The organism is Paraglaciecola aquimarina, from assembly GCF_032464635.1.
GTDB lineage: Bacteria > Pseudomonadota > Gammaproteobacteria > Enterobacterales > Alteromonadaceae > Paraglaciecola > Paraglaciecola aquimarina.
In genome coordinates this window covers 1310890-1327697 of record NZ_JAWDIO010000002.1, presented here as the reverse complement: position 1 = coordinate 1327697, position 16808 = coordinate 1310890, and the positions used below count along the sequence as shown (strand labels likewise).

General features: G+C 41.6%; 11 protein-coding genes and 5 pseudogenes. 8 read left to right on the top strand and 8 right to left on the bottom strand.

The genetic code is table 11. The features are described from left to right. Position 1: 1 nt before the first annotated feature. The 4 genes and pseudogenes from RS130_RS07115 to RS130_RS07100 form a co-directional block, all read right to left on the bottom strand. A pseudogene (locus RS130_RS07115) lies at positions 2 to 840 on the bottom strand (DUF1553 domain-containing protein). Next, positions 764 to 3100 (bottom strand): DUF1549 domain-containing protein, encoded by a 2337-nt coding sequence (locus RS130_RS07110; RefSeq protein ID WP_316025372.1) that lies wholly within the window; start codon positions 3098 to 3100, stop codon positions 764 to 766. The pseudogene RS130_RS07115 and the gene RS130_RS07110 overlap by 77 nt, the downstream one beginning before the upstream one ends. A gap of 30 nt (positions 3101 to 3130) precedes the next feature. Continuing rightward, complete coding sequence (locus RS130_RS07105; protein WP_316025371.1) at positions 3131 to 4150, bottom strand: NHL repeat-containing protein; 1020 nt, start codon at positions 4148 to 4150, stop codon at positions 3131 to 3133. 160 nt (positions 4151 to 4310) lie between these two features. Continuing rightward, positions 4311 to 5615, bottom strand: coding sequence for an AraC family transcriptional regulator (locus RS130_RS07100; protein ID WP_316025370.1), 1305 nt, complete (start codon positions 5613 to 5615; stop codon positions 4311 to 4313). Between the two features lie 371 nt (positions 5616 to 5986). On the opposite strand from RS130_RS07100, the gene RS130_RS07095 reads away from it, so the two are divergent. Beyond that, positions 5987 to 6727, top strand: a complete 741-nt coding sequence (locus RS130_RS07095) for a substrate-binding periplasmic protein (protein ID WP_316025369.1) — start codon at positions 5987 to 5989, stop codon at positions 6725 to 6727. 103 nt (positions 6728 to 6830) lie between these two features. On the opposite strand, the gene RS130_RS07090 is transcribed toward RS130_RS07095, so the two are convergent. The 3 genes from RS130_RS07090 to RS130_RS07080 all read right to left on the bottom strand — a co-directional run bounded on the left by RS130_RS07090 (position 6831) and on the right by RS130_RS07080 (position 9466). Next, positions 6831 to 7262 (bottom strand): FKBP-type peptidyl-prolyl cis-trans isomerase, encoded by a 432-nt coding sequence (locus RS130_RS07090; RefSeq protein WP_316025368.1) that lies wholly within the window; start codon positions 7260 to 7262, stop codon positions 6831 to 6833. Positions 7263 to 7347: 85 nt separating this feature from the next. Continuing rightward, positions 7348 to 8331: an endonuclease/exonuclease/phosphatase family protein gene (locus RS130_RS07085; RefSeq protein ID WP_316025367.1), complete on the bottom strand. Its 984-nt coding sequence runs from the start codon at positions 8329 to 8331 to the stop codon at positions 7348 to 7350. Positions 8332 to 8413: 82 nt separating this feature from the next. After that, positions 8414 to 9466 (bottom strand): GGDEF domain-containing protein, encoded by a 1053-nt coding sequence (locus RS130_RS07080; RefSeq protein ID WP_316025366.1) that lies wholly within the window; start codon positions 9464 to 9466, stop codon positions 8414 to 8416. A gap of 295 nt (positions 9467 to 9761) precedes the next feature. Here RS130_RS07080 and RS130_RS07075 point away from each other — a divergent pair. The 6 genes and pseudogenes from RS130_RS07075 (at position 9762) to RS130_RS07050 (ending at position 15766) form a co-directional block, all read left to right on the top strand. Continuing rightward, positions 9762 to 10929, top strand: a pseudogene (locus RS130_RS07075) (Gfo/Idh/MocA family protein). Between the two features lie 18 nt (positions 10930 to 10947). Continuing rightward, positions 10948 to 12004, top strand: a pseudogene (locus tag RS130_RS07070) (sugar phosphate isomerase/epimerase family protein). 14 nt (positions 12005 to 12018) lie between these two features. Next, positions 12019 to 13244, top strand: a pseudogene (locus RS130_RS07065) (MFS transporter). 94 nt (positions 13245 to 13338) lie between these two features. After that, on the top strand, positions 13339 to 13824 hold the full coding sequence (locus RS130_RS07060) for a gluconate 2-dehydrogenase subunit 3 family protein (protein WP_316025365.1): 486 nt from the start codon (positions 13339 to 13341) through the stop codon (positions 13822 to 13824). A gap of 1 nt (position 13825) precedes the next feature. Next, a complete protein-coding gene (locus RS130_RS07055) occupies positions 13826 to 13975 on the top strand; it encodes a gluconate 2-dehydrogenase subunit 3 family protein (RefSeq protein WP_316025364.1) in 150 nt (49 codons plus the stop codon). Positions 13976 to 14032: 57 nt separating this feature from the next. After that, positions 14033 to 15766: pseudogene (locus tag RS130_RS07050) on the top strand (GMC oxidoreductase). A 119-nt stretch (positions 15767 to 15885) separates the two neighbouring features. On the opposite strand, the gene RS130_RS07045 reads toward RS130_RS07050, so the two are convergent. Then, positions 15886 to 16056, bottom strand: a complete 171-nt coding sequence (locus tag RS130_RS07045; protein ID WP_316025363.1) for a hypothetical protein — start codon at positions 16054 to 16056, stop codon at positions 15886 to 15888. A gap of 152 nt (positions 16057 to 16208) precedes the next feature. Here RS130_RS07045 and yjjX point away from each other — a divergent pair, with 152 nt between their 5' ends. Next, positions 16209 to 16742 carry an inosine/xanthosine triphosphatase gene (yjjX, locus tag RS130_RS07040; RefSeq protein ID WP_316025362.1) on the top strand — a complete coding sequence of 178 codons (534 nt, stop codon included), beginning with the start codon at positions 16209 to 16211 and terminating at the stop codon, positions 16740 to 16742. Positions 16743 to 16808: the final 66 nt, after the last annotated feature.

The window sequence follows — 16808 nt, the reverse complement described above, 5'->3', positions numbered from 1 at the left end:
ACTACCTCGTCAACGCACTATCAAGATTGAATATAATCGACGCAACCGCTGTCCATGCAGCCAATTCGTTGTCTGTGCCGACCTCTTCAAGGGCCAGTGTTAAAGTATCTTTCACCGTTTTTAGTTCAATTGGCTTAGCGTGTCGACTCATCACTCGTTGAAAACCTAGATGAATGGCATTGTCTAGCCTTTGGTCAGAGTAGGCTTCAGCTATCTTAGATTTTTCATCTAACATCAGCTTAGCCAGAGCTTGAGCGGCTTCATAGAACACTGGATCATTCAATGTCACCAAGGCTTGCAATGGCGTGTTGGTAGGAATACGCCTAGCATGGCTGATTTCACGGGATTCCATATCAAAGGTAACAAAGCTTGGATAGGTATATTGCCGTTTAATGAAGGTGTAAACAGCCCTTCGGTACCTGTCTTCCCCTTCAGCGTTTTTCCAGTCTTTAATAGTGGTCCCTAATCGTCCCCAAATTTTTTCTGGCTGTGGTGGCATGACTCCCATCCCCCCATTTTTCGACTAAGCAATCCGCTCGCTAATAGCGCTTGGTCGCGGATCATTTCTGCAGTTAGACGCTGCTTAGGTCCTCTAGATAACCATATGTTATCGGGGTCTTTTTCTGCTAACTGTTGTGTAATAACCGCTTGTTGTTGATAGGTCGCACTTGTCACCATTAAGCGAATTAGTGCTTTCATATCCCATTGCAAATCGTTTTGAAAAGTTAACGCCAACCAATCAAGTAGCTCAGGGTGAGTCGGTTTAGCACCAATACTGCCAAAATCTTCTAAGGTTTCGACTATGCCGCGACCAAACAAAGCGTGCCAAAAGCGATTCACTGCGACCCCATGCGGTTAACGGTTGCGCTGGATCAAAAAACCACTGGGCCATTGTTAATCTATTACGAGGCTTGTCTGCCGGTAAATCCGGTAAAATGCTCGGTACATCCGGGGCTAACAATTGGTCTTCTTTGGCTAAAAAATTTCCACGAGAAAATAGCGAGGAGCCACGTTTATCCCAAGAGTCTTGCTCATACATAACCGGCATATTGATACCTTTAATTTTCTTTAGCTGCTGCTTTAATTCAACATAACGAGCAATATTATGAAGCCGTGTTTCGTCTTGCGCTATCGCCAACCATTTATCAGCATCGCTTACTTCTACTTTTAATCTGCGTAGCTTAGAAGGCTGCTCATTGAGCGACATACTTTGTAAACGCTGCACGTTAACCTGCAAACTTTCCCCTTTAGCTAGCTGAATTGGCTTTTCTAACACACCAATCGACCAACGAGGATTAAATAACCTTTGCGCAAACAAACTAACAGCCGTCCCCATTTGGTCCTTTGAGGCCAACGCTTTTGTCGGTTTACTGCGTCCTTTATGGATCCTGTTCAATTTCTCAATTTGGCTATCTAGCACTTCAGTGCTACTGACCAAAAAGGTTGCAAACTTTATGGCCGTTCTAGTGCCGTCTGCAGCCACATGCCATACATCGACTTTGTCGATGTCGTAAGAGAACTCAGGAGTGTGGGCAGCTTTAGTTGGATGTAAACCGGACACCATAAAGCGAATAGCCGACACACTTTGCGTAGAAGATGTGAATTCTGTTGGTATATGGGCTTCTAATTGATATACAGCGAGGGGAGGTAGGCTCTCACTAGGTTCGTACACTTCACCATTCTTTACTCCTAAAGGCACAAGGTCTTGGCTTGTCAATTCAGTGATGTCTTCTGCAAAACGCGCTATTTTTTGTTGTAAATTGTTGTAATAGTAACTCCCCTCTTTGGCCTTAGTTAACTTGTCTTCTAGTGATTTTTTCTTCAACTTAAGAGCCGCTATCTCATTTATTTCGGCATGAATAATCGGTAGTTTAAGCCAGTTTTCGTTACGGTTTGCGACTACCGCTTGCTGCGCCAACTGATTTTTAATTGCAATAAGCTGTTCTTGTAACTCAAATGCTGGCTGTTGCTGACTCGGCTCAGAGGCCAATTTTAAGTGTGGCGTATCGCTGAATTTATCAGCATCTTGAGTGGTATTTAAAAAACTATAAAATTTGTAAAACTCATCATGAAAAATTGGATCGTAAGGATGAGAATGGCATTGCACGCAGTTCATGGTAATGCCGTTCAACGCAGCCCAAGTTGTCGAGACTCTATCTAACATAGCCACCACTCTGAATTCTTCATCATCGGTGCCGCCTTCATTGTTAATCGGGGTGTGTCGGTGAAAGCCTGTAGCAATCATATTTTCGACTGTACGACTAGGTAACAAGTCTCCCGCCAACTGTTCTATGAAAAAGTGCTTGTACGTTTTGTTCTGATTGAAAGCATTGATCACCCAATCTCGATATGGCCAAATAGGACGGTATTGGTCACGAGTATAGCCACGACTATCCGCGTAACGAGCGATATCTAACCACATACTGGCCCAGCGCTCACCAAAATGCTCTGATGCTAAAAGGCGGTCTACTTGCTTATTATAGGCATCCGGGCTGTTGTCTAACAAAAAGGCGTTTACCTCCTCAAGGGTTGGCGGTAAACCCGTTAAGTCGAAAGATAAACGGCGTAATAAAGTGGATTTATCAGCTTTTGCCGATGGACTTAAGCCATGTTCAACAAGCTTAGCTTGTACCAACTGATCAATTTCATTATGTAGACTATCGCTCATTTCAAGCGCGGCCAATTTTTGTGGCTGGGGCGGTTCAAAGGCCCAATGCTCTTCCCAAACGGCACCTTCTGCAATCCATTGGCGAAGTAGAGCTATTTTCTCGGCCGGTAACGGAGGAGCTTTGTAAGGCATACGAATATTCGGATCTTTCGATTCGATTCGCTCAATTAGACCCGAGGCATCCGGATCGCCGGGCACTACGGTTAAACGACCAGAATGACCGCGACCTAGGGCCTCTTCTCTGACAATAAAAGACACCCCAGATTGTTTACTCACCCCACCATGACAACCTGTACAGTTTTCATTCAATATAGGGCGAATGTCGCGGTTAAACTCTATTTTATTAGTACCAGCAGAACCAGTACTACTATCGCATGAAGAGAAACAAGCACTGACCGATACCAGTAACAAACCACCTAGTTTACTTTTCATATTACCTAACAACCTATTGAACATGATGAGCTAGTGGTGCGTAACGGCATCAAAGCGCAACACACGTCCCCACTTATTATATTCGGTCACATACAGGTTACCGTTTGCATCAAAACTAATACCATGAGGTGAAGTGAATACTCCCTCGCGCCATTTTTCGGGTGGTGTCTTATTTTTGTCAGTTTCTGTTTTTACCTCGTTGGTACCTAGATGTTTAACCACCCGCCCCACTTTATTTAGTAGCGTGACACGTCCAGAGATTTCAGCCACAGCAACTAAGTCACCATAGAAATCAACCGCACTTGGGCGACGCAAATCTTTAGCGTAAGTCCCTATAACTTCACCGCTCAACTTCATGTGAACTAACCGCATATTGGCTCTGTCGTTACATAAAATACGTTTTGGGGTAAATCTAGGGTCAATAGAAATTTTATGACAATTCTTAAAGTTCCATGGGGCCCCTTGGCCACCAAATGTAGTGATATATTCACCTTTGGCAGAAAACTGATGGATGTAATCGAGCCCGTACCCATCCACCACGTACATGTCACCATTATCTACTACGGTCACAGCAGTCAATCTCAGTGGAGGTGGCACCCAGCCGTTTTTTAATGGCACAGGCTCTCGGTGATATTTTTTGGGGATAGCTGCCAAAGCATCAATATCCAATACTCTTTCCCCCGACAAGGTAAGTTTAAAAATACGTTTACCACTCATTTCTGCGCCATAAATAAACTCTTCTCCAGAGGGATCTTGGTGTATTTCGAAACCATGAATATCTTTCGGAGCTTTAGGTACATTGCGCAGGTATTGGCCATCAGCGTTAAAAATTTGAATACCGCCTTTGATTCCCATCACGCTAACGTACACTTCACCATTTTTGGCAACGGCAATCTCGCCATGGGAATCACCTATATGGGCCAATCCTATAGGAGGCTTTAACCAATTTTCATGCACCTGATAATCGTGGGAAAAACTTTGGCTGCAAGTTAGTGAGAACCAACAAGCGGCAGTGAACGTTACTTTTGTAGCAAGTGTTTTTAAATCCATGCTTTTTCCAATTGGTACGACTGAGTATGTGATACCAATAGTTATAAGAAAAATTTGGCCTGACCACCTCAAATATAGTCTATAGATATATCTATAAAATAGTGAACACTTATATAAATCAATAACTTAAATAATTACATTAATGTAAAAAATGTGAAATTTAAGATAATGACTGCTGAAATTGAATCGGTGTTGAGCCCGTTGTTTTCTTAAAAACGGTACTAAAGTAATTAGAATTATTAAAGCCAACGGCAAAAGCAGTATCGGTAACCGAGTGAGTTTTTAATAACTCTTTAGCCATTTCTATACGCCGAGCGGTTAAGAACTGATTGACGGTCTGTTGCGTTTCTTTCTTGAATTCGCGCATCAAGTAAGAACGACTGATGTTAAATGTAGTGGCAAGTTGTTCAATATCAATATCTTCTTGATAATGCTCACAGAGATATTGTTTAATCCGTTCAATTCGTTGATTGGGAATAGCTGCTATAATTTGCGAAAACTCCATAGCTTGGCTATGAGTAAGTTCACGTAATTTATTCGCATCTTCTTCAATATCTATGGCTTTATTTTGTTGATCATATTTAATTAGTAACTGCTCACTATCACCTCCAGCTTCAATAGTATTGTCTGTAAGTCGACTGAGTATTTCTCTTAATCGTAATTTATAAACCGTCAGGTTATTCGAAGACAAATGTTCAATTTGCCCCAACAACTTGTCTACTTCTTGCCCAGCGGCCGAAGAGCCAGATTGTACAACTTGGTATAACTCGTCTTTTAGCGAGCCCACCTTACCTTTCATTTCATTCACGTCTTTGAATACTACCCAAGCCCAACAAAAGGCAGGCACTATAGAGCCAAAATAGTATATATAACTGTACTCTCCCCAATAAGTACCTGTAGCAAATAACATCCCGAATAGTAATGAGGCAAATAAAAACACTAGGTCTTTAACGTTTTTAAAATTAATCAATGCGCGAATAAGAAAATAGCTACAAGGTACCACCAATAAGGTACAAATAGACAGTAATTGCAGGTCATGTACGGCATCGACAGTAATAGAGAAAGGTAAAAAGTTTTTCCATGCGCTAGATAACAACAGAAAGTTGTTTCGCGCCAGATCCATACCCAGTACATAACCCACTGACATACAAAAACCAATTAGATAAGGCAGTATGAACAACGCTTTAGACTTGCGAATTCCAGTATAAATTGCACTGGCTATCAACATAGAAGGCATACCCAAGGTGAATAACAAACTCACTCGCGCATATAAAATATAATCGGCCGCCTCTTGGCTCACATAAAGTTGTGCTGGGCGTCCGGCTAGAAATAGAATGACAGTGACTAAAAAACAAAAATACCAAGCATACTGGGCTGATATCCGTTTACGCACAATGGTGAAATATACCAACACCACCAACAAGAGTTGCACCGATATCATAGGCACGACAACATATCTAATCATATCTTCTGACGAAAGCGGCACTGTATTACTCACAAAAAGGAAAAGTTCAAAACATTTATTATATGCATGTATGACAGCCATTTAGCAAAGATTTACCAAACAAACTTTGTTTCACCTAAAAATAGACTAACGCGCACTTCATTAGCCCCCTTGAATATCGATTGAGCTGCGATACTGATCTTGATATATTGAAAATCCGAGCCTGTAACTAACGAGAAATCAACAACTACAGTTAACTCGCACTTTACGCGTATTATTTTGCACTGCCTTAAACCGGCTGCTAGAGTCTCGCTACGGTTAATCTAATTTCTTCTAAGGGACTAATACATGAAATATATAGACTGTGCCTTTCTAACAGCGGCCAAATAAACATGCCTAAAACAACCGCAAGTGCTCTCTTATGGTTATGTTGTGGATTTTTGTTTTCTTACAACAGCTATGCAAATGAGATCAGATTTTTATCTCATTCTATCAAGCCGTTTACTTATGATGAAAAAGGGGAAATGAAAGGGTTTGCCGTAGAAATAGTTGAAACATTAATGGAGCGGACCAATACGCGCGAAAAAATTTCACTTTATCCTTTCAAACGAGCACTCAAGAATGTGCAGAGCAAAGATGACCATGCGCTATTTATTGTTGCTCGAATACCAGAAAGAGAGAATACCGTTAAATGGGTTGGCCCTATATTTTCCAGTGACGTCTATTTTTACAAGAAGAAAGGCAGCGCAATTTCTATCAGGAGTATTGATGACATAAGAAAAGTACGTTCGATCGGCGTGCAATTAGGTAATGCGGATTTTACTTATTTGACGGGCCTTGGAGTGACCAATTTTAGCCAAACTATCAGTCACACCCAGTCCATTAAGATGTTAAACAAAGGCAGGATTGATATTACACCGATAAGCGAATTTGTCTTACCTTATGTGACTGCAGAGGCAGGAATTGATATTAACAATTTTGAACGCATAAACTTTAAGTTGTATGAATCGAGTTTGTACATCGCGTTTTCAAAAAATGTACCGAATGAAACTATCGTTGCTTGGCAGAATGCATTAACTTCAATCAAATCCTCTGGGCTGTATGCTGAAATATACCAAAAATACAGCGATTGAATTTCCCAATGATAACCTAACGCTTAGCCAAAAACTAACTGCAGACTAAAATGAGCTTACACAGTTGTTGCCGATTTTATCAACTGCTCGGTTATAGTGATTTTCAGTTTATATCAACTTCTAGCAACCTAATATCAAAAAATAACGCAGCATTCGGACCTATTTTATTACCCACACCTTTTTTCCCCAGTGCTAATTCGAGCGGTAGCACAAATTCGTAACGCGCACCGACAGCCATAAATTGCAAACCTTCTTGCAAGCCTGGCAATGCTTCTTGCATCGAGAAACGATCTGCGAAACCCGTCTTATAGGTATCAGCAATCACACTGCCATCGGTATGTAAAATACGTTGATTTACCACTACACTATCTTGCATCCTAGGCTTGAGACCTTGGGTTTCTTCAACTACTCGATAAATAAGTCCGCTTGGTGTTTCTACCGCGTCTTCTTTACGTAAGTATTTTTCAATAAATAGCTCACTTGCTTTACGATTTTGCCCAGCTGAGCCTTTATTGAGTTTGCGACTTTTTGACATCTAAATTTGACTGACTAATTACAATTAAGTGTGAAGGATTATACCAAATTTACCTTCAAATGCTGCCCCAACCAGACTCCTTTATTCAACTATTAAAGTGAGCAACAAAAGGCGCATGATCTGATTCTGGGAACTTACTATCACTGGCAAAGGGCAAACTCTCATCATGCAAATTCTCGTTAAAGATATGTGCCTCAGAAAATAGACTAAACATGGATTGTGAAATTAGCATATGGTCTAGCAAGTTCTTCTGCCCATGGTGTAGATGACTGAATCGTACTGAATCTGCAATAGCCAAACTACAAGGCAACATCACAGTGTGACGTAATGCAGGGTTGCCTGTGTTTTCTACTCGTCCCCTAATCGCTTCAACAGGCACTTCACCGGGTTCGGCGTTAAAATCGCCACATACCACTATTTTGGCCTGAGGTGCAGTGGCGAATATTTGGTCCAACAACACACGAGTTTCCAGTGCTTGTCCGACTCTTTTTATGGAAGACAGAAAGTACCCCTCGGCCCAACCTGCGGCGCTTTTCCAAGTATAATTATTGAGTTTCTGACCTTTTACATTTGAAGACAATCGGGACTTAAGATGTAAGTTAATAACATGCACCAAGCCTACACTCGGCACTTCGATTTGCGCATGTAAGATAGGGCGTTCCCAACTGATATCTTTCGGTTCTTCGGCAGGCAATACGGTGGATTTTCTATAACCAAGCTTGGCTAAATGGTCATGCTTATATTGATTTAATTCGACAATAGGCCAGCGAGATAAGATCACCAAATTGCGTTTATCATAGGGGACTTCATCGGAAGTCGTTGTATAAGCAGTATGAAAATGCACATAAGGGGTATCAAGAATAACGGTTTCTAATGCAGACAATTCCCGTTTCGGGTTATTTGACGTATGCCCTAGTAACTCTTGTCCGTGCACCTCTTGCAAACATAAAATATCGGCATCGATACGATTTAAAAGGCAGCGTAATGATGGAATGCGCTTAAACAATGTAGGGTTATACTCATCACTACTTTCATCCAAGTTTTCAATATTAAAAGTCGAAATTTTCATTTTAGTCCATATCCCTATTAGTCAGGTTAGCTTACTAATAACCATAGACCATGGAACGACAAACCTCTACTTTTTATGTGACTTATGAAATTTGTTCCAAGCTACTCACAACTTTATTTCGACCTGTTTGTTTACCTTGATACAAGGCGCTGTCAGCCTCGTGAATAAGCTCTTCAACAGTGTTAACTTGACTAAAATTGGTGTAATGACAGCCAATTGTAGCAGTCATTTCTAATACTTCATTTTGCGGGGTTTTAACGCGTAAACTAGCAATATTTTCTCGTATGCTGTTCGCTATTTTCAGAGCTTGCTGTGGCTTAATACCAGTTAAGATAACTAGAAATTCTTCACCGCCATAACGACTAACATGGTCAGACTCTTCGCGAATTGAGTCTGCAATACAAGCAGCAACTTGCTGCAAACAAGTATCACCAAATAGATGACCATAGGTATCATTTATCTTCTTAAAAAAGTCTACATCTATCATTAATATAGCCAGTGTTTGGTTTTTATCTGGATTGTAAATTTTAGATTGCAGAACTTCCAAAATGTTACGCCTGTTTTTGACCCCCGTTAATTCATCTTGATAAGCGCGCTTAGTTAGTTCGCTTCTTAGCTCTTTATTTGTGCCATTGAAAGCCCAACCAAATGCGGTGCCTAATAACGTAGCTAGAACTAGCCAAATTGCACGGGCTCGTGATTTATTAATTGATACTTGCTCAGAGGTTAAATCGACAAAGTCATCTTGAAAATACAACAACCCAAGTATAAACAAGACAATAAAAGCACATAAAAATTGTGCATCTCTGGTACTCGATAATAAGGCAATAAAAACGGGCAGAAGTGGTAATAAAGGAGCAAACTGACTATTTACTCCGCCTGAGATGAAAATCAAAGGTAGTAAAGCCAGCAAGCCAAGTAATAACACCAAAAATCGATGCCAGTGCTTGGGTTGTTGAGTTGATACAACGAGATACAACCCACTAAACATCAAAACATTGATTGAGCCCAATAAGGTGAAATAGCCACTTTGGGCGACAAACATAGGCACAAAAATAGTCGGCAGCAAAGTTAACATTAGCATGATTAGTACCGATAATTTTAATAGCCGTGGTCTTGGATCTTCTATATTCATAGTCATTTGCATAGCGGAAAATTGTTAGCAGCTGGATATTAGTTTACGTAGTTTTTAGTTGATTGGTACACATATTATATTCAGTCAGGAAAGACCAACGCCTCCCAACGGCTATGTTTCAAAGCCTGGAAGACTATTGAACAAATATACTCAGTTAAGCCAACGCCGATTTAGTTGCATTGATTTGCCGAATTTATGTTAGGCAACAGTAGCCACATAAAGGTAGGATTGTTAACATATATTTAACTTTTCTTTTTCTCAAAGAAACTAATCATAAAATGCGAGTAATAACAGCATGGCAAAATCTAAAGTAAGAATGGGCATGGTCGGCGGCGGCCAAGGCGCTTTCATCGGTGCAGTGCATCGTATGGCTGCGAGTCTAGATGGTCAAATTGAGTTAGTGTGTGGTGCATTTAGCTCTACTGCAGAGCGTAGTGTGGCGTCAGGTGCAGAGTTATTTTTGCCAAATAATAGGTGTTACGCGACTTATCAAGAAATGTTCGCAGCCGAAGCCAAACTGCCAGTTGAACAAAGGATGCAATTCGTGGCAATTGTCACGCCTAACCATTTGCATTATCCAGTAGCCAAAGCGGCCTTAGAAGCTGGTTTCCACGTATTAAGTGATAAACCTGCCACTTTCAACTTACAACAAGCTGTCGATTTAGCAGAAGTCGTTAAATCGTCAGGTCAATTATACGGCCTAACTCATACTTACAATGGTTATCCTTTGGTAAAACAAGCTCAAGATATTGTGGCCAGTGGCCAATTAGGCAAAGTCACTAAAGTAATTGTTGAATATACCCAAGGCTGGTTAGCTGACAAAGAAGGCGACGCCGGAAAACAAGCTGCGTGGCGAGTTGATCCAGCACGTGCTGGTATTAGTTGTTGTATGGGGGATATTGGTGTACATGCTGCTAACTTAGCTGAATATGTTACTGGCTCGCATATTTCTGCTATGTGTTCAGATTTAGGCAGTGTAGTCGAAGGACGTTTGCTCGATGATGATGGCACTATCATGTTACGTTTTGAGAATGGTGCCCGTGGCGTACTGTTATCTAGCCAAGTGCAAGTAGGTGACGAAAACAACCTTCGCTTACGCGTATATGGCGAAAAAGGTGGCATTGAATGGTCACAATTAGAGCCAAATACATTATGGCTGAAATCTAACACCGCGCCTACTCAAATGATCCGCACCGGTGTTGGCGAATTTAGTGCTAATGCGCAAGCTGCAATCCGCACACCAGCGGGTCATCCAGAAGGCTATCTCGAAGCTTTCGCTAATATTTATGGCAATTTCGTAAAACAAATTAGAGCTTATGAAGCCGGTGAAGAACATTCAAATACCGCATTTGATGTACTCAGGCATAGACGAAGCAATCCGTGGTATGGCGTTTATTGAAAACAGCGTAACCTTTAGTCAATCAGAGACTAAGTGGCATGACTTCGTTATCTCACCACTTTAATTAATCAGGATAATAAACATGAAACAAATCAAAGGTCCGGGTATTTTTCTAGCACAGTTTGCTGGTGATAATAGCCCTTTCAATTCATTCCCAGAAATTTGTAAGTGGGCAGCCGGTAACGGTTTTAAAGGTATTCAAGTGCCATCTTGGGACGGTCGCTTGTTCGACCTAGAAAAAGCCGGAACCAGTAAAGACTATTGTGATGAGATTGCAGGTGTTGCCGCTGAATCTGGTTTAGAAATTACTGAATTATCTACGCACTTACAAGGTCAACTAGTTGCTGTTCACCCATGTTATGACCAAATGTTTGATGGCTTTGCACCAGCAAAAGTACATGGCAATCCAGATGCTCGAACTGAATGGGCAGTTGAACAAATGAAACTAGCTGCTAAGGCTAGCCAACACTTAGGCCTTAAAGGTCATGCTAGTTTCTCCGGGGCGCTTCTATGGCAAACCGTTTACCCTTGGCCACAACGTCCAGCAGGCCTAGTTGAACAAGGCTTTGCTGAACTAGCTAAACGCTGGAAGCCGATTTTAAATGCATTCGATGAAGCGGGAGTTGATGTGTGTTACGAACTTCACCCTGGTGAAGATTTACACGACGGAGTGACATTCGAGCGTTTCTTAGAAGCGGTCGATAATCATCCTCGCGCCAATATTCTTTATGATCCGAGCCACTTTGTTTTACAACAGTTAGATTATTTGGCTTTCATCGACATTTACCACGAGCGCATTAAAGCTTTCCACGTAAAAGATGCAGAATTTAACCCGAATGGCCGCTCAGGTGTTTATGGTGGTTATCAAGGATGGGTTGACCGTCCAGGACGTTTCCGCTCATTAGGTGACGGTCAAATAGACTTTAAAGAGCATATTCAGCAAAATGACACAGTACAATTTTGATGGATGGGCTGTTATGGAATGGGAATGCGCAATTAAGCATCCTGAAGACGGTGCAGCAGAAGGCGCTAAATTTATTAGCGACCATCTAATTAGACCGACAGAAAAAGCCTTCGACGACTTTGCTGGTGTGGAAAAAGACGTTGAAATGAACAATAAAATACTCGGCATTAAATAAAGGTAAATAATAATATGAATGCAGTAACCGACATTTCAGAAAAGGATGCGAAACGCGTCTTTAATATCAGTTGTATTGCGCTGATAGTAACAGCCATGACCTTTGCTATTCGCGCAGGTATCTTAGGTGAACTAGGTGAACAATATGGCTTGAGTGGCGAAGAGCTCGGCTGGATTGCCAGTATGGCCTTTCTAGGTTTTCCATTTGCCATGATGTTTGGCGGCATACTTTACAATGCAATTGGTGCAAAATTAATTGTTTGGTTAGCATTTATCGGCCACGCTTTAGGGCTAGTATTGACAATCGTTGCCGATGGGTTTTGGGGCTTGATGATTTCAACTTTCTTAGTCGGTTTTGCTAACGGGTTAGTTGAAGCGGGTTGTAACCCAATTATCGCGCAACTTTATCCTAATAATAAAACGGCAATGTTAAATCGTTTCCACGTATGGTTCCTGGCGGTATCGTGATTGGCTCACTGGTTTCAGCAGGCATGACAAAACTTGGCCTAGGCTGGGAAGCTCAAGTTGCAACTATGCTAATTCCTACAGCAATCTATGGCTTTTTAATGGTTGGATTTACTTTCCCTAAACTCACAACAGAAGACGACTCTACTAGCGGCAATTTGAAAGCCTTAGTGAATCCTATCTACATATTTTTAGCGGTATGTATGACAATGACAGCGGTCAGTGAATTTGGACCAGGACAATGGATTAACCAAATTCTGGAAGCGTCTGGCGCTACCCCTATGCTTATCTTGGCGTTAATTACCGGAATTATGGCACTTGGTCGTTTTTATGCCGGACCATTAGTGCATAAATTAAGTCCTCCTGGTGTGTTACTAGCCTCGGCTATTTTAGCCAGCTTTGGGTTATTCTTAATGACACAGTTAACCGGTACTGCGGTTTACATTGCTGCTGTAGTTTTTGCTCTAGGTATTACGTATTTCTGGCCTACCATGATAGGTTGTACAACCGAATATACTCCTAAAACGGGTGCATTAGGTATGTCATTGATGGGTGGCGCAGGTATGTTTGCGATGAGCGCTTGGAATCCTGTCATTGGAGGCTGGGTAGATTCAGCTACTCAAAAAGCGGAATTAGCAGGCTTGACTGGCACAGAAGCAGCGTTAACTTCTGGTCATGCGGTATTAAATCAGCTAATTATGTTCCCATTAGTCTTAATTGTACTGTTTGCAGGATTCTATTTTGTCATGCGGAAAAAAGCGCATAATACAAATTAGCAGTATTATTTAGTCATTTTAAAGCGCTCTTTGCAGGTAGAGCGCTTTCTGTTTTACCTATTCACCATATATTTAATCTATCTAGGAGAAAATTATGTCGCCTGATAAAAATATTTTGCACAAAAATGAAAACGTTTTCGGTGAGACTCATCGTAGAGAATTCTTGAAAAGGGCCTTAGGGTTAGCGTGCGTGACGACCTCAGCCTCTATGCTCTCTAGCTGTAGCCTTAAATCGGCTGATGAATTTGCTCAAGGCAAAGCGTCTAAAGTCAATAACGGCCAGCTGTTTAACCAAAATCAAATGACCGCCTTGTACGCTATTGCCGATACTATTTTGCCTCGCACTGACACTCCTAGCGCCAGCGAAGTGAATTGCCATAATTTTGTGCAGCACCAATTGCTGCAATGTCATACCAAAGATGAACAACAAGCGTGCATACAGATAGTCGAAGAGATAGACCAACAAAGCAAAGATAATTTGCGTAAACCTTTTGCCTTAATAACTCCAGAACAGCAACACGCCTTACTGACCCGATTGGAGCAAGGCCAGGGTTTCCAGCACCAGTCAAGGGCAATTTAGCTTGCTTAAGGCACTGATAGTATTTGGTTACTTCACTTCTGAAGTGGGCGCTACGCAAGCGCTAAACTATCAAGCAGTGCCCGGTGGGTTTAAAGGCTCGATACCTTGCGACGAGAACACTAAATCATGGGGATCAATTGATTACTATTGATATCAATAGCCAGTCAATTCATCTAGTAATTTCATAGAATAAAACAAGGCAAATTCCATGGCATCAGAATTATACATACATGAAAGCGCAGAAATTTACGACGCAATTGTTGTCGGCTCCGGTATATCTGGCGGCTGGGCAGCAAAAGAGTTTTGCGAGCGAGGATTCAACACGTTGATGATTGAACGTGGCCGAATAGTTAAACACCGCGAGGATTATATTAGCGAAGGCAAAGGACCTTGGGAGTTCCCTAACCGTAGCAAGGTCAATAATTTACTTGTTGAGCAACAATACAACATTCAAAAAAACTGTTACGCCTTTAGCGATGCCACTAAGCACTTTTTCGGCAACGACCGAGACCTACCATACCAAACAGAAAAGGGTAAACCTTTTCATTGGATAAGAGGCAATCAATTAGGTGGAAAATCTCTCACTTGGCATCGTCAAACCTATCGTTTAAGTGATTTTGACTTTGCGGCGAATAAAGCCGACGGATTTGGTAACGATTGGCCTATTCGTTCGAAAGACCTCAACAGTTGGTATAGCTATGTTGAAAAACATGCTGGTATCAGCGGAGAGAAAAACCACCTCCCGCAACTGCCAGACAGCGAATGCTTACCGCCATTTGAGATGTCTGTGCCCGAAATAGAAATACAAAAACGCCTTGCTAGCCAATTCCCTGAACGCCCTTTTTATCATTGGACGTGCAGCCCATTTAAGTCAACCTACCGAGCTGCACATGCAACAAGGTAGAGTCCAGTGCCAAGCACGAAACGAATGTCAAAAGGCTGCTCATTTGGAGCCTATTTCTCCACCCAGAGTTCGACTTTACCGGCAGCAGCTAAAACCAACAACTTGTCTATCGCCGCCAATAGTGTGGTACATAGCCTTATTTACGACGAAAAAACCAAACGAGTAAAAGGCGTAAGAGTAATAGATAACGAAGACTTCTCCACCCGAGAGTACTACGCAAAAGTGGTGTTCTTATGTGCGTCCACCTTAGGTAGTACTCAAATACTACTGAACACTAAAACCAAATCCTTTCCTAATGGCTTAGCCAATAGCTCTGGGGTGTTAGGTCATTATTTGATGGATCACAATTATGGGGCTGGTGCAGCAGGACGATTAGAAGGCTACGAAGACGAGTACTACTCTGGTCGCCGCCCTACCGGCTTATACATGCCTAACTTTAGGTTTGAGCCTTCGCGCTATGATAAGAAGTATTTGCGTGGCTTTTCTTTTGGGGCCAGTGCACAAAGAGATAACTGGCAGGGTCAACGTTACAATCATGGCATAGGAGCCAACTTTAAAGAGTCACTTACCCATCCGGGTGGTTGGTCATTTAGTATGTACGCTCAAGGTGAAATGTTACCTAGGTACGAGAATCAAGTTTCTTTACACCCGACCAAAACAGATAAATGGGGTATGCCTCAGTTGAATTTTGACTGTGAATGGTCTGAAAATGAAATTATGATGATGCACGATGCAGCAGACATTGCCACTGAAATGTTAACTAAAATTGGCTTAACCGATGTATCTAGCTACACCAGCTATAAAGATAAACCGCCAGGGTTAGCTATACATGAATTAGGCACTGCGCGTATGGGCAAAGATCCCAAAGAATCGGTGCTAAATAACTTTAATCAAGCCCATGACGTAGCAAACCTATTTGTTACCGACGGGGCGAGCTTTTGCTCTACTAGCACACAAAATCCATCTCTTACATTCATGGCATTAACCGCCAGAGCAGTTGATTACTGCGTTAACGAGATGAAAAACTTGCGTATTTAACGCCTATTCCTAACGCCAAGACTTCCATCACAAAATCGTTTGTCGCCTTTTGATGATGGATATCTTGGCTTATAACGACACCTATTAGCTACCCGACAGGCAGGCATCCTCACAAGATTTTACTGCGGTTTAGCATCCGCTATACTTTCAATGTATTCGATAGCTTTTTGCATGCTGCCAAATGCATTGATTAGATTCTGACGCCCTTTGTTATTTAATTGTGGGTTGTTATTTTCTGACATCATCCATACCCAAGTACGAATTAATGATTCTGGTGGTGCTGTTTTCATTTAATTATTCTACAAATTACTTTCTTGCGATAAATTATATCGCGCTTATTCCAAGGTTACGAGACCAGATTAACCGGATTTAGCTATGTGAAATTAGCTGTTACAATTAATCAATATGCTTCGCTGTAAACTGAACTAATCGGATAATTGGGATGCTCAAAATTGTAGTCGGGTCGACTAACCCAGTAAAAATCAATGCTGTTAAACAAGCAATAATACGTGTTTTTAATTTAGATGAAGTTGAATGTATGGGGTTAAATGCGCCATCTGGGGTAGCCGAGCAACCTATGACTATTGAAGAAACCAAGCAAGGTGCACTAAATCGAGTCAGTTATTGTCAAGCTAATGAAAAGGCAAATTATTATGCTGCAATAGAAGGTGGCGTTGACGAATTTGACTACGGCCCTAGGACGTTTGCCTATATCGTCATTTCTAATGGCAAACATCTGTCTGTAAGCCGCTCGAGCATGCTGCCTTTGCCTCCCGCGGTTTACCAAGCATTGCAACAAGGTGAAGAGCTGGGCCCCTTAATGGATAAACTATTTAATACCCAAAACGTCAAACAAAAGCAGGGAGCCATAGGTTTATTAACCAATGGTCAAGCGACTCGCGAAAGCAACTACACTCATGCATGTATTTTAGCTATGGCACCTTTTATCAACTTAGATCTGTATACTGCCAACTAATCAAACACAAGGAGAGCTAATTATTTGCTATACATTTGAAATTATTCCCCAGAGCTGGTCAAAAAG